Raw genomic sequence first — 14,205 nt, forward strand, 5'->3', positions numbered from 1 at the left:
AAAATTGGGCGCCAGTCGTTTAACTTTACGTCCCGGCGCCTGATTTTCCAGCGAGCTGTCAATATTTGTTGACAGAGTTCTTCCTGCAAACCCAATACTGTCTTATCATTTAATACATAATCCCTTGTCCAGGTGAAGGTTCCTATGCGTTTGGAAGTCTTTTGTGAAGACCGACTTGGTCTGACCCGCGAATTGCTCGATTTACTGGTGCTGAGAAGCATTGATTTACGCGGTATCGAGATTGACCCCATCGGGCGGATTTACCTCAATTTTGCGGAACTGGAGTTCACCAACTTCAGTAGCCTGATGGCTGAAATCCGCCGTATTTCAGGGGTTACGGATGTGCGTACCGTGCCCTGGATGCCTTCAGAACGTGAACATCTTGCGCTGAGCGCGCTGCTTGAGGCGTTACCAGAACCGGTCCTTTCTCTGGATATGAAAAGCAAAATCGAGATGGCGAACCCTGCGAGCTGTCAGCTTTTCGCGCACACTCAGGATCGGATGCGCAATCATACCGCCGCCCAGTTAATCAATGGGTTTAACTTCCAGCGCTGGCTCGAAAGCAATCCGCAGGATTCTCATAGCGAGCATGTCGTAATTAACGGACAGAACTTCCTGATGGAGATTACGCCTGTCCATTTGCAGGGTGAAAATCAGGAGCAGATGCTGACCGGTGCTGTTGTCATGCTGCGCTCCACCATCCGGATGGGGCGTCAGCTGCAAAATATGACTACCCAGGATTTGAGCGCGTTTAGCCAGATTATTGCCGTCAGCGCCAAAATGAAACACGTAGTGGAACAAGCGCGTAAGCTGGCGACACTGAGTGCGCCGCTGCTGATTACTGGTAATACCGGCACCGGCAAAGATCTCTTTGCCCATGCCTGCCACCTGGCAAGCCCGCGTGCGTCGAAGCCGTATCTGGCGCTGAACTGCGCGTCAATTCCTGAAGATGCGGTCGAAAGTGAGCTGTTTGGCCATGCCCCGGAAGGCAAAAAAGGCTTCTTTGAGCAGGCGAATGGCGGCTCGGTTCTGTTAGATGAAATTGGTGAAATGTCGCCGCGTATGCAGACCAAATTGCTGCGTTTTCTCAATGACGGCACGTTCCGCCGCGTGGGAGAAGATCACGAAGTTCATGTTGATGTCCGCGTGATTTGCGCGACGCAAAAGAACCTTGTGGAAATGGTGCAGAAAGGGCTTTTCCGTGAAGATCTCTATTATCGTCTGAATGTACTGACGCTAAATCTGCCGCCGCTACGCGATTGCCCGCAGGATATTATGCCGCTTACCGAACTGTTTGTGGCGCGCTTCGCCGACGAGCAGGGCGTGCCGCGTCCGAAGTTGTCTGCCGATCTCAGCACGGTGTTAACCCGCTACGGTTGGCCGGGCAACGTGCGTCAGCTTAAAAATGCCATCTACCGGGCGCTGACCCAGCTTGAAGGCTATGAGCTGCGGCCGCAGGATATTTTACTGCCGGATTACGATGCGGCAACGGTTGCGGTCGGAGAAGAGGTGATGGAAGGATCGCTGGATGAAATTACCAGCCGCTTTGAACGCTCTGTGCTGACGCAGCTTTATATGAATTATCCCAGCACGCGCAAACTGGCCAAGCGCCTCGGCGTTTCGCACACCGCGATTGCCAACAAATTGCGCGAATACGGCCTGAGCCAGCAGAAAAAAAGCGAAGAGTAACGCGGTAAATGAAAATGCCTCCCTGCGGAGGCATTTTTGTATGCAGACGTGGCTTAAGCTTTCAGTACGTCCAGCGCAGCAGTGTAGTCTGGTTCGTTGGTGATTTCATTGACCAGTTGGCTGAAAACGACGTTGTCATTTTCATCAATAACGACCACGGCACGTGCGGCCAGACCTTTCAGTGGGCCTTCAGCGATTTCTACGCCGTAGTTTTTCAGAAATTCTGCGTTGCGCAGGGTGGACAGCGTGATAACGTTGCTCAGACCTTCCGCGCCGCAAAAACGTGAATGGGCGAATGGCAGGTCGGCCGAAATGCACAGTACGACGGTATTGTCGATTTCTGTCGCCAGTTGGTTAAACTTACGTACCGATGCCGCACAAACGCCGGTATCGATGCTTGGGAAAATATTCAGCACTTTGCGCTTGCCTGCGAACTGGCCCAGCGTAACGTCAGACAGGTCTTTAGCCACAAGGGTAAAAGCCTGAGCTTTGCTTCCAGCCTGAGGAATTGAGCCGGCAACTGTAACCGGGTTGCCCTGGAAATGAACGGTTTGTGACATGGTTATCTTCCTGTTTACATATAGTTAACGTCGAGGCTAGTTTATGCCATCAGCAGTTAACACGGCAAACGCTATTTGCGGATATCCGCTTCAGGGACTGCATTAAGGAAAGCAAATGAGAACAGTTAAGGTATATGAGGAAGCCTGGCCGCTGCACACTCCCTTTGTTATTGCCCGTGGGAGCAGAACCGAAGCGCATGTGGTGGTGGTTGAAGTGGCAGAAAACGGCGTCACGGGTATCGGCGAGTGCACACCGTATCCGCGCTATGGTGAAAGCGATGCCTCAGTGCTGGCGCAAATTATGAGCATTGCCCCACAACTGGAAAATGGACTGACGCGTGAAGAGCTGCAAAAGCTGCTGCCAGCGGGAGCCGCGCGTAATGCTGTGGACTGCGCGTTGTGGGATCTGAGTGCGCGTCAACAGCAACTGTCACTGGCAGAGTTGGTGGGAAGTGAACTGGCGGAAGTGGTGACGACGGCGCAAACAGTGGTAATTGGCACGCCGGAACAAATGGCGGTGAGTGCGGCTGCACTGTGGGAAAATGGCGCGAAACTGCTAAAAGTTAAACTGGATGCGCGCTTGATTAGCGAGCGGATGGTTGCTATTCGTGCAGCAGTCCCTGATGCCACGATTATTGTCGACGCCAATGAATCCTGGCGGGCAGAAGGTCTGGCGGCACGCTGCCAGCTGCTGGCTGATTTAGGGGTGGCGATGCTGGAGCAGCCGCTGCCAGCGCAGGACGATGCCGCGTTGGAAAATTTTGTGCATCCGCTGCCGATCTGCGCAGATGAAAGCTGCCACACCCGCAGCAGCCTGAAAGCGCTGCACGGGCGCTATGAAATGGTCAATATCAAACTGGATAAAACAGGCGGCCTGACGGAGGCGCTGGCGCTGGCAACCGAAGCCCGCGAGCAGGGATTTGCGCTAATGCTGGGCTGCATGTTGTGTACTTCCCGGGCGATTGGCGCGGCGTTACCCCTTACGCCGCAGGTTAACTTTGCCGATCTTGATGGCCCTACCTGGCTTGCCAGCGACGCGGAGCCGGCCCTGCATTTTACGACCGGACAACTTCATCTCTAGGGTGCCAGCGCAGGAGATTGGACATGGCCAGCAGGTATTTCTCGCTCGCTTCATCTGAAGAGATGGGCGGAAATTCGGCGGTTATACAGTGTAAGTTCAGGTCTGCGCACCAGCTTCCAAATGAGCCGGGCGTTTCATAACCTACGCTGGTGACGAGAGGTAATTCAAACGACTGCGCCAGCCACGCGCCTAATTCGCTGCGCCTGGGATCTTCAATACAGGCCAGCGGATCGTGAAAAGAGACCACCCACGCAGGATGAATTCGGTGAATAAGCTGGCACAGCGCCTGGGTTTCTGGTTCTGAGCCCGGATTTTCGCCGGTCAACAACACCACATCGCGTTCTTCTGCGCTGCTGTTCCAGCGATACACCGTTTCACCCGCTTTCCAGTTGGCAGCGGGAAAGTTACGGTTTAGATCCACTCCGTTCGCATTTGCGCGCAGCCCGAGCTGGCAACCGTCAGGGTTAACCGCCAGCACCACATGGTGACGACGTAAGGAAGGATTAAGCGTACGCAATGCGCAGGAAAGGGTGACGACCGATGCGTTTTCGTCGCCGTGCGTTCCTGCCAGTATCAGACCGCTTTCACGATCGGCCGCCATTGCGGGAAACCAGATTAGCGGCGCGCCTAATAATGATCGTCCGTAATGTTCGGTTCCAGGTGGGAATGCGCCGCGCTCGGCACGGGGGCGGGTAACGGTCATAGTCATCTCTGAATGCGTGGATTGTTACTCGCAGTGTTGTGCAAAATGTATGGATAATCAAATCGTTTTCACACACTTATCTTTTCAGATGTAATATTATTTCCTTGTCGAAAGTTAATTGCATTTCCTGCTGGCGATACAAATAATTACACATTCACTTAGTAGCCGGAATTGAGGGTATTTTATGCAGCATTCTGTTTCAGTAACCTGTTGTGCGCTATTGGTAAGCAGCATTTCATTATCCTGGGCTGCTGATGTTCCCAGCGGAACGGTACTGGCAGAAAAACAAGAACTGGTGCGTCATATCAAAGACGAACCGGCGTCATTGGATCCGGCGAAGGCCGTCGGGCTTCCTGAAATTCAGGTTATTCGTGATTTATTTGAAGGGCTGGTCAACCAGAATGAGAAGGGCGAGATTGTGCCCGGTGTTGCCACTCAGTGGAAAAGCAACGATAACCGTATCTGGACGTTTACGCTGCGCGACAATGCGCAATGGGCAGATGGTACGCCGGTAACGGCGCAGGATTTTGTCTATAGCTGGCAGCGTCTGGTTGACCCGAAAACGCTGTCGCCGTTTGCCTGGTTTGCTGCGCTGGCGGGTATTAACAACGCACAGGCGATAATCGATGGAAAAGCCTCGCCAGATAAGCTCGGCGTTAGCGCGATCGATGCGCGTACATTGAAGGTCCAACTGGATAAACCGCTGCCCTGGTTTGCTAATCTGACGGCGAGTTTTGCTTTCTATCCAGTTCAAAAAGCTAACGTTGAGAGCGGTAAAGATTGGACCAAACCAGGCAATCTAATTGGTAACGGCGCCTATGTGCTCAAAGATCGTGTGGTGAACGAAAAACTGGATGTTGTGCCGAACACGCATTATTGGGACAACGCCAAAACGGTGCTGCAAAAAGTCACCTTCCTGCCTATTAACCAGGAATCGGCAGCGACCAAGCGCTATCTTGCTGGTGATATCGATATTACCGAGTCGTTCCCGAAAAACATGTATCAGAAACTGTTGAAGGACATCCCGGGCCAGGTTTACACCCCGCCGCAGCTTGGCACTTACTACTATGCCTTTAATACCCAGAAGGGACCGACTGCCGACTCACGCGTGCGCCTGGCGCTCAGCATGACTATCGATCGTCGCCTGATGGCGGAGAAAGTTCTGGGTACCGGCGAAAAGCCCGCATGGCATTTTACGCCGGATGTAACGGCAGGGTTTGTGCCGGAACCTTCACCGTTTGAGCAAATGAGTCAGGAAGAGCTGAACGCGCAGGCGAAAACGCTGCTGCGTGCGGCGGGCTATGGTCCACAGAAACCACTTAAACTGACGTTGCTGTATAACACCTCTGAAAATCATCAGAAGATCGCTATTGCTGTTGCGTCTATGTGGAAGAAAAATCTCGGCGTTGACGTGAAACTGCAAAACCAGGAGTGGAAAACTTATATCGATAGCCGCAATACCGGTAATTTTGATGTGATCCGCGCCTCGTGGGTGGGCGATTACAATGAGCCATCTACGTTCCTGTCACTATTAACATCAACCCATACGGGCAATATCTCCCGCTTTAATAATCCGGCGTACGATAAAGTGTTGACCCAGGCAACCTTGGAGAATACGCAGAAAGCACGCAATGCTGATTATAACGCTGCGGAGAACATTCTGATGGAACAGGCTCCCATTGCGCCGATTTATCAGTACACCAACGGGCGTTTAATTAAACCGTGGCTGAAAGGGTATCCGATTACTAACCCTGAAGATGTGGCTTATAGTCGTACAATGTATATTGTGAAGCACTGATATCGCTGGCATGTTCGGGACGTTGCATTGGCGATTTCCCGAACAGACAAGGCTGTGGAGAAGGTGGCTCATAAAAGCAATGGAAAAGTATCACCCAATAGAATGGGTTACACTGTATAAATACGAATGTCGTGCGCCTGAAACGCCGTGGCATACTCTTTGCTGATATTTTCCTCGACGACAATTACATCGATATTGCTGCTTTCGGTAACAACATAACGGGCGACGGCCGGGATCTTTTCAGCCGTCAGCGCGACAATAGTTTCATTACACTGTTTGATCACCGCTTTTTTGAACTCACAATCCGCGTAATCAAATCCGGTTAAGCCGGATTCTGGCGACATTGCGCAGCCGCCAATAAATCCCTGATCGAATAAAATGCCCTGCACCTGCGAGATAGCGGTGGCACCCACGCACCCTCCAGAAGATCGTTGCACCGCGCCGCCCAGCATAATGACGTCAAACAGTGGTTTTTTTAGTAAAACGGCGGCAATCTCCGGGGAATTTGTTACCACGGTTAACGCCAGCTCGGCGGGTAGGGCTTCAGCCATCGCCAGATTAGTACTGCCTGTGTCGATAAAAATGCAGCTTCCGGATTTGACCATCCGGGCGCATCTCTGCGCGATATTGCTCTTTTTCGCCACATTAATACTCTTGCGCACGGTGATGTCTTCGGATTCAGGGAGTGCAATGACCGCGCCGCCATAGACTTTTTTACACACGCCATCTTTACTCAGTTCATGCAGGTCGCGGCGGATTGTATGTTCCGAAACGCCTAACCTGCTGGCGAGTTCGGAACAGATGACTCTGCCGTTTTCCTGCAGGATCTGATAGATAAGCGCCTGGCGCTGTTCAGGGAATGCTGCGTAATCGAGCATCAATACTCCAGTGAAATAAACATCGAGCAATAACAAGCATAATTGTGCATTATGGTTCTCGATGTCAACATCCCTTTAGGGAACCTATTGTTTGGATACAACAAGAAGAGGTTAGCTATGAAGGTTGCGCATGTGGCGTTATGGACACGGGATCTTGAGCAACAAGCTCAATTCTGGGTCACGTTTTTTGACGCAAAGATCAACGAAAAATACTGCAGTAAAACCAATCCAGGATTTGAATCCTATTTTGTCAAAATTGGTGAGGATATCGCGATTGAGTTAATGACTAAGCCTGGACTGACAAAACATGCTCCCGACAATAACACCTCAGGCTGGGTGCATCTCGCCATTTCAGTTGGCGGCAGTGAAAACGTTGATGCCATGGCGATGCGAGCAAAAGAACAGGGGATATTAGTTTCTGACCCGCGCACCACCGGTGATGGCTATTACGAAGCGGTGATACGCGATCCTGACGGCAATTTGATTGAAATTGTGGCCTAAGGCTTCACGCCATCTCCAGTAGAAACGTTGTACCTGTTACCGACTATTGATGAGCATGATTCATAAGGTTGTCCTTCTTTTCACCTCTAATCACCCGCCTGTCGAGTCTCTATAATTTTTATAGTTTTCAGCATCGGTGGCGCGTGCTGCCACCGTTTTGGAGAGTCGAAATGCAAAATCAACGGAATACCGTCTCCAGCGCCGGCGCGGAGATTATGAGTCAACAATTTGATGGTAACAGCGTCTTTCCTCGCGGAGAGAAAAATGAAGCGTATGCGAAATATTTCACTGGCGACAGCTATCTGACTATGCTCTCCATGGAAGGCGTGGTCATTGGTAACGTAGCATTTGAGCCGGGCTGTCGTAACTTCTGGCATATCCATCATCAAGGGGGACAAATCTTGCTGGTGACCGGCGGCAGAGGCTGGTATCAGGCGTGGAATCAACCGGCGCGCGAACTGAAAACTGGTGATGTCGTACACATCCCGGCGGGAATGAAACACTGGCACGGCGCTGCGCGTGATAGCTGGTTTGCCCATATCGCTGTGGAAATCCCGGCAGCTGGCGCATCGAACGAGTGGCTTGAACCGGTAAGCGACGCTGAGTACAACCTGCTCCCCTGAGCTGTGCGGGGCACGCGTTCTGCAGGTAAAGAATCCGATGCCCGAAGTGAATCAGTTTGACCTGATTATTGATACAGTCCCGTATCTACATGACCTGAATCCGTATATTCCAACGCTGGCGCTGGTACTGCTTTGTCATTGATATTGCCTCATTGAAATAAGTGCAGAAAAAAGACGCGGATTTCCGCGCCTTTTCTTTTGTTAGTGTGTCGATGGCGATACTTCAGGATTATCCATATACAGCGTCTGGCTGGGGAACGCAAAGTCGGCGTCGTTTGCCTTGACTATCGAAATAATCTTTAAATAAACGTCCTGCTGTACCGCAAGCCATTCCTGCCACACGGTGGTTTTCGTGAAGCAATACACCATGATATTCAGCGATGAGTCGGCGAATTCATTAAAATAAACCAACAGGGTTTGTTTCTGGTCTATTCCCGGATGGTTTTGCAGCATTTCTCTGACCGACTCGACAACGGCACTGACTTTATCAGCATCTTCATATCGTAACCCGATCACCGTTTTGATGCGGCGATTCGTCATCCTTCCTGGGTTTTCTACGCTGATAGAGGAGAAAATCGAGTTCGGGACATATAACGGACGATGATCGAAGGTGTTTATTTTGGTCATTCGCCAGCCGATTTCCGTAACTGTACCTTCAATATTGCGGTCCGGGGAGCGGATCCAGTCGCCGATGCTAAAGGGTCTGTCGAAGTAGAGCATAATCCCTGAGAAAAAGTTGCTCAGAATGTCTTTGCCTGCCATACCTACGGCGATACCGCCGATGCCGCCGAAGGTTAACAGGCCGGATAAGCTCATTCCGAAATGTTCGCCATACAGCAAAATGATGGCAACCACGATGGTAATCTTGATGATTCGCGACAGGATCCTCGCGCTGGTGATATCTCTACCTTTATTAATCTGCGTCTTTTCAAACTGATTAATTACCAGAAAAAGTTTGATGGTAAGGATCAGCGCAATCAACGAGGTGCAGATAAAGTCGACCACGCTGGAGGAGATAAATTTCAGGCTGTAATTTTCGATAACGTTATTAGCAATACTGCCTAACGTCCCGATGATAATGGCATAGACAAGAAATTGCGCGGCATGAAATATGAATCCTTTGCAGCGACGCTCTCCACGATGATACCAGACGCTCATCAGAACCAGCGCGGCACAGCAGCTGAGAATTACCGTCAAATTAAACGCATTATTTATAAACAGTTCAGCGATCATGATTCTTCCAACAGCTCCGTGGTAGTGGAATATCTTCTGATATCCTAATCCTCGAATATTTTACTCAGTTCTGGCGGTCAGATCATTAATCCATAGGGGAGATATATAATGCAATTAGCGCTATTTTCGGCGAAATAGCGCTGGTATCCACCCTGAAAGCGGTTTATGTAGCAGACAGTCAGTTGATGTCATGGTATTGTTAGCGCAAAGTAACAAGGTTTTCATCTGCAAAAGGACAGTACTATGATCATGGCTAAGCTGAAGACAGCGAAGGGACGGAAGTTTCTGTTGTGCCTGCTTGGGGTGTTTATTATCGCAGCGTCGGTCGTGACGCGAGCGACGATCGGTGGTGTGATTGAACAGTATGACATTCCGCTATCCGACTGGACCGCTTCAATGTACGCCATTCAATCGGCAATGATTTGTGTCTACAGCATGGTGTTTACGATTCTGTTGGCTATCCCGCTGGGAATCTATTTCCTCGGCGGCGAGGAGCAACACTAAGCGTTTGTTATGCCGGATGAGATCGCCATCCGGCATTGAGTTGTGTGGTTAATCGTCTTCTTCGTCATCCAGTTCAACTGGCGTCTGATATTCATCCGGCTTGATGACCAGCAGGTCGCAGCGTAGGTGATCGATAACCTGTTCAGCGGTGTTACCAAGGAACGCGGCAGAAATACCGGTACGACCGACGGTACCCAGTACTACAATACCCGCCTGCAAGTGCTCGGCTAAATCAGGAATGACCTCTTCAGGCAATCCTTTTTCAACGTGCGTCACTTTCTCATCGATACTGAATTTCTGGCGCAACGCCTTCATGGCCAGCAGATGCTGTCCACGGATCGCGTCGTTATAAACGCTGGGGTCAAACTCAGGTAGTTCAATTGCGATATTGATTGGCGTAACAGGGTAGGCGCCAACCAGATGCACTTCAGTATGGTTAACCTGTTCTGCTAGTTGCAGCGTCTCTTTGACCAGTTTTTCATTGAGCGCGTTGTGATAAGGCTCTTCACTGGCGAGGTTCACCGCAACCAGCGCTTTACCCTCTTCAGGCCATGGCTGATCTTTAACCATCCATACCGGGCTTGGACATTTGCGCAATAAATGCCAGTCGGTAGGCGTGAAAATTACGGCTTCGAGGCGGTCGTGTTGGTGTGCCATTTTGAGGACCAGGTCATGCTGAGCGCTAATGACTTCCTGGATGATGGCTTCAAAGGGACGGTTATGCCATACCACTTTAATTTCAAGAGGGATCCCTGCTTCGATGTAGTATTTTGCTTGTTCACGGATCCATGCTGTTCGCTGGCTGATGACCCCCTGACGCATTGCCGTACGCTCATCGGGCGACAGCAGGGTAGTCATCTCGTAGGAAAAGTCATAGATTGGCAAAAAGGCTTTAATTTTGCCACCAATCCGTTGATGCAAATAAACAGCTCGCCGTAATGCTGGTTGATCGTCCTGGTTTGGATCGATGACGACCAGCATATTTTTATACATAGCCATACAGGGTCTCCTTACAACTGTCATCGCAGTTTGTAATTAAAAGAGTAACCCAATAATGTGGATTGAAACAGGGGAGAACCTCCTGCCAGATCAATAAATCGGGAAAATTTAGCGATTTGACAGAAGGATAACAGAAATGCTTGCGGAAAGATTACGCAACGTTACGCGTGTGGCCAGCAAGAACTGCCAGCGCGTCGCTATTCTCAATAGTAATGTATTTGCCTTTCACTGCCAGCATACCGCTTTTCTGGAAACGACCCAACAGGCGGCTGATGGTTTCAACCGTCAGACCCAGGTAGTTACCGATGTCGCCGCGGGTCATGGTCAGGCGGAACTCACGAGGCGAGAATCCGCGCTGGGCAAAGCGGCGAGACAAGTTGTAGATAAAGGCCGCCAGGCGCTCTTCTGCATTTTTCTTCGACAACAGCAGGATCATATCCTGGTCGCCTTTGATTTCGCCACTCATCAGACGCATCATCTGCTGACGCAGATTCGGCATTTTTCCGGACAGGTCATCAAGGGTTTCGAAAGGAATTTCGCAAACCATTGAGGTTTCCAGCGCCTGGGCAAAGCTCGGGTGATGTCCGCTGCCAATCGCGTCAAAACCGACCAGATCACCCGCCAGATGGAAGCCGGTAATTTGCTCATCGCCTTGTTCGGTAATGGTATAGCTTTTAATCGTTCCGGAGCGGATAGCGTAGAGTGATTTAAGTTCATCACCTGCTTTAAAGAGCGTTTGCCCCTTTTGGATAGGCTTTTTGCGCTCGATGATGTTATCGAGCTGGTCAAGCTCATGCTCGTTAAGTGTGAACGGGATGCAAAGCTGGCTGATGCTGCAATCCTGGCAATGGATAGCACAACCGCCAGACTGAATGCGCCGTATAATTCGCTTTTCCGGGATCATAGGTCTGCTCAAGCCGTAATTGATATTTGTCAATTTTAACATCTTTTTGGTGAGCACGTAAGCCTGAGCTACTCCCAATAGAGAATAATTCAGGTATAACCGGAATGAATGTTTGTATCTCCTTGATTAACCGCATTTAATTTGTGGTCACATTATGCGAAAGTGTGACGAATAAGGCATTAATTGCCTGGAATCTAGAGTAGCAAATAACCTTCGTGACGCAATAACCACTCTTTTCGCTGCACGCCGCCAGCATATCCAGTCATGGTGCCGTTACGCCCAATGACGCGATGGCAGGGGACTACAATGCTTACCGGGTTGGCGCCATTGGCCGCACCGACGGCTCTTGCAGCACCGGCGCGCCCTAACTGTTCGGCCAGTTGACCATAGTGCATGACCTGCCCACACGGGATAGTGCGTAATGCTTGCCAGACTTCACGCTGGAAAGGCGTGCCAGCCGTTGCCGTTTCCAGCGTGTCAATAATGCTGAGATTCCCGGCAAAATACTCCGACAGTTTATCGCTTAATCCGCCAGGGTTTTTGGCTGTAATACGCTGATAACCTTCTGTGCGGTAATGAATATCCAGCAATTGTTCCATGCGATCGCGGTGCTGATCCCATTCCACCGCGCGCAGGCGAAATTGCTCATCACAAATAACCCACAGCGGGCCCAGCGGCGTGTCGATGGTGTCTTCCAGTAAGTTCAGCATCCGTTTCTCTCATTACAGCGTTCAGGCGAGGTTACACATTATCACGGCAGCAACAGTTGCAGCTATACCCCTAAAAACGGATATCTGTATGTCGTGAGTAGATCTTTTCAGCGGAGCGAGCCAGGTGAATTATTGGAAATAATCGTAAACCGTTGTCGGTATAATAGTGCGCGGTTATGATAATGCTCGTCGTAATTCGCTGGAGGAAGAAACATGAATCTTGATGATGCTTCGCTGTTTCTGGATGCTATGGGGGATGTCCAACCACTGAAGGGCTGCGCCGATGTACACTGGCAGCCAACGCGTAATATCCGCACTCCGGCGCGTATCGATACGCTTCAACTGGATAACTTTCTCACGACGGGGTTTCTCGATATTATCCCGTTGAACGAGCCGCTGGAGTTTCGTCGCGAAGGTTTACAGCACGGCGTGACTGACAAACTGCGAACCGGAAGATATCCGCAGCAGGCGAGCCTTAATCTCATCCGCCAGCCCGTAGAAACATGCCGTCAGATGCTATTCAGTTTTATTCTGCAGGCACAGCAAGATGGATTACGTAACGTGCTGGTGATACACGGTAAGGGGCGTGACGATAACGCTCATGCCAATATTGTTCGCAGCTATGTGGCGCGCTGGCTGACAGAATTTGATGACGTCCAGGCTTACTGCGCCGCTTTGCCGCATCACGGCGGCAGCGGGGCATGCTATGTGGCATTACGTAAAACCGCGCAGGCAAAACAGGAAAACTGGGAGCGTCACGCTAAGCGCAGCCGCTGATCAACGTATTCATCAGGCGGCCAGTACTCTGTTCCTGCCTTCGTGCTTGGCTTTGTACAACGCGTCGTCCACGCGTTTGAATAATTCATCAATACTTTCGTTCGTTTCGTGCCGCGCAACGCCAATGCTGACGGTAAAGCGGGGAAGACCAGGGAGAGTAACCTTGGCTACCGTTGCGCGGATCACTTCTGCAAGATTGAGGGCGACATCCAGCGAGGTTCGCGGCAGCAGCAGCACAAATTCTTCACCACCCCAGCGAAAAATAAGATCGTCTTTTCGTGCACAGGATTCCAGTGTGCGGGCCAGAGCACAAAGCACTTCATCGCCTTTTAAATGACCGAAGAGATCGTTAATGCTTTTAAAACGATCGGTGTCGATCAATAACAGGCTGTAGTCCTGCGTCAATGATACCGCATGCGTCTGCTCCGGCTCGGTTACCTGATAAAAATGCCGGCGATTAAGTAATCCCGTTAAGGGGTCACGCAGAGCGGCATGCTCAAGCTCCTGTTCCAGCCGTTTTTGTTCGGTAATGTCATGAATAATGCACAACATGAGTTTATTACCGTAAATTTCAATCGGTCCGGCGTAGGTTTGCACATGACGTGAGGTGCCGTCTGCCAGTTTATGGACAAAGTGCAAAGGCTTATGGCCGCCGGGCAGATGGGCGATTTCATGCATTACCGGCAATATATGGCGGCCCAGCATGTTGATCTCCCAGGTATGTTTCTGGCACATCACATCAAGGTTGTAACCATAAAAATTCAGGGCACTGAGGTTTGCATCAACGATCAGGCCATCGCGGGACGGATCAATCAGTAACATTGGCGCGGAGTTGGTCTGGAAAAAACGCGCATAAAAGCCCTGTTTTTTTCGTTGATAAGTTGCTGAACGGCTGGCTTTCAGACCTTGCGCAGTAGGCGTTTCAATGCCTTCGAAAAGGATAACATCCCCCACGCCCGGCAGAGATTTAATGGACAGGCGGCTGGCCAACGCGATTTCCTCACCATCGCGGTAAACCGTGAGGATCTCAACAACGTGATGATGATTGCTCAAGTCACTGAGATACATGGTTAAATCATTTTGAGAATGCGTTGAGAATATGCCCTTGCGCAGTGGGGAAAAACAGAGATCCCGCATTAACTCACGTGCAACGATATTAGCGAACACCAGTTCTTCGGTTTGTGGCGAAACAATCCACACCGGAAAGGTTAACAAATCCAGTGAATGCAGCTCGGTTGTGCTCAT

General features: G+C 50.6%; 15 protein-coding genes. 7 read left to right on the forward strand and 8 right to left on the reverse strand.

All coding sequences use genetic code 11. The annotated features are described in order from the left end of the window. The first annotated feature begins 144 nt into the window (after positions 1 to 144). A complete protein-coding gene (gene tyrR, locus OGV93_RS18270) occupies positions 145 to 1,689 on the forward strand; it encodes a transcriptional regulator TyrR (protein WP_016153213.1) in 1,545 nt (514 codons plus the stop codon). Between the two features lie 53 nt (positions 1,690 to 1,742). Here tyrR and tpx read toward each other — a convergent pair whose 3' ends face one another. Further along, positions 1,743 to 2,249, reverse strand: coding sequence for a thiol peroxidase (gene tpx, locus OGV93_RS18275; RefSeq protein WP_016153212.1), 507 nt, complete (start codon positions 2,247 to 2,249; stop codon positions 1,743 to 1,745). 115 nt (positions 2,250 to 2,364) lie between these two features. On the opposite strand from tpx, the gene ycjG reads away from it, so the two are divergent. Beyond that, entirely contained in the window at positions 2,365 to 3,330 is a 966-nt protein-coding gene (gene ycjG / locus OGV93_RS18280; RefSeq protein ID WP_016153211.1) for an L-Ala-D/L-Glu epimerase, read from the forward strand. Here the strand turns inward: ycjG and mpaA are convergent. Then, positions 3,305 to 4,033: a murein tripeptide amidase MpaA gene (mpaA, locus tag OGV93_RS18285; RefSeq protein ID WP_016153210.1), complete on the reverse strand. Its 729-nt coding sequence runs from the start codon at positions 4,031 to 4,033 to the stop codon at positions 3,305 to 3,307. The genes ycjG and mpaA overlap by 26 nt on opposite strands. Before the next feature lie 184 nt (positions 4,034 to 4,217). On the opposite strand from mpaA, the gene mppA reads away from it, so the two are divergent. Then, positions 4,218 to 5,831: a murein tripeptide ABC transporter substrate-binding protein MppA gene (mppA, locus tag OGV93_RS18290; protein ID WP_016153209.1), complete on the forward strand. Its 1,614-nt coding sequence runs from the start codon at positions 4,218 to 4,220 to the stop codon at positions 5,829 to 5,831. A 107-nt stretch (positions 5,832 to 5,938) separates the two neighbouring features. Here the strand turns inward: mppA and OGV93_RS18295 are convergent, their stop codons facing one another. Continuing rightward, positions 5,939 to 6,709 carry a DeoR/GlpR family DNA-binding transcription regulator gene (locus OGV93_RS18295; RefSeq protein WP_065554831.1) on the reverse strand — a complete coding sequence of 257 codons (771 nt, stop codon included), beginning with the start codon at positions 6,707 to 6,709 and terminating at the stop codon, positions 5,939 to 5,941. A 117-nt stretch (positions 6,710 to 6,826) separates the two neighbouring features. On the opposite strand from OGV93_RS18295, the gene OGV93_RS18300 reads away from it, so the two are divergent. Both OGV93_RS18300 and OGV93_RS18305 read left to right on the forward strand, forming a co-directional pair. Continuing rightward, on the forward strand, positions 6,827 to 7,210 hold the full coding sequence (locus OGV93_RS18300; protein ID WP_049040726.1) for a VOC family protein: 384 nt from the start codon (positions 6,827 to 6,829) through the stop codon (positions 7,208 to 7,210). 215 nt (positions 7,211 to 7,425) lie between these two features. Beyond that, entirely contained in the window at positions 7,426 to 7,833 is a 408-nt protein-coding gene (locus OGV93_RS18305; RefSeq protein WP_172976620.1) for a cupin domain-containing protein, read from the forward strand. A 201-nt stretch (positions 7,834 to 8,034) separates the two neighbouring features. Here the strand turns inward: OGV93_RS18305 and OGV93_RS18310 are convergent, their stop codons facing one another. Further along, positions 8,035 to 9,066, reverse strand: coding sequence for a mechanosensitive ion channel family protein (locus tag OGV93_RS18310; RefSeq protein WP_200084027.1), 1,032 nt, complete (start codon positions 9,064 to 9,066; stop codon positions 8,035 to 8,037). Between the two features lie 243 nt (positions 9,067 to 9,309). On the opposite strand from OGV93_RS18310, the gene OGV93_RS18315 reads away from it, so the two are divergent. Continuing rightward, positions 9,310 to 9,570 (forward strand): DUF2534 family protein, encoded by a 261-nt coding sequence (locus OGV93_RS18315; protein ID WP_003020403.1) that lies wholly within the window; start codon positions 9,310 to 9,312, stop codon positions 9,568 to 9,570. A gap of 48 nt (positions 9,571 to 9,618) precedes the next feature. Here OGV93_RS18315 and uspE read toward each other — a convergent pair whose 3' ends face one another. The 3 genes from uspE to ogt form a co-directional block, all read right to left on the reverse strand. Next, the gene (gene uspE / locus OGV93_RS18320; protein WP_016153204.1) at positions 9,619 to 10,569 is read right to left on the reverse strand and encodes a universal stress protein UspE; all 951 of its coding nucleotides are present in this window, start codon (positions 10,567 to 10,569) and stop codon (positions 9,619 to 9,621) included. 151 nt (positions 10,570 to 10,720) lie between these two features. Then, on the reverse strand, positions 10,721 to 11,473 hold the full coding sequence (fnr, locus tag OGV93_RS18325; protein ID WP_003020397.1) for a fumarate/nitrate reduction transcriptional regulator Fnr: 753 nt from the start codon (positions 11,471 to 11,473) through the stop codon (positions 10,721 to 10,723). A 194-nt stretch (positions 11,474 to 11,667) separates the two neighbouring features. Further along, the gene (gene ogt, locus OGV93_RS18330; protein ID WP_016153203.1) at positions 11,668 to 12,183 is read right to left on the reverse strand and encodes a methylated-DNA--[protein]-cysteine S-methyltransferase; all 516 of its coding nucleotides are present in this window, start codon (positions 12,181 to 12,183) and stop codon (positions 11,668 to 11,670) included. Between the two features lie 213 nt (positions 12,184 to 12,396). Between ogt and smrA the strand changes: the two genes are divergently transcribed. Then, entirely contained in the window at positions 12,397 to 12,960 is a 564-nt protein-coding gene (smrA, locus tag OGV93_RS18335) for a DNA endonuclease SmrA (protein ID WP_053388543.1), read from the forward strand. Positions 12,961 to 12,972: 12 nt separating this feature from the next. Here smrA and OGV93_RS18340 read toward each other — a convergent pair whose 3' ends face one another. Next, positions 12,973 to 14,205 (reverse strand): GGDEF domain-containing protein, encoded by a 1,233-nt coding sequence (locus OGV93_RS18340; RefSeq protein WP_049282426.1) that lies wholly within the window; start codon positions 14,203 to 14,205, stop codon positions 12,973 to 12,975.

Origin of the sequence: Citrobacter sp. Cb031, assembly GCF_030336725.1 — a bacterium.
GTDB lineage: Bacteria > Pseudomonadota > Gammaproteobacteria > Enterobacterales > Enterobacteriaceae > Citrobacter > Citrobacter braakii.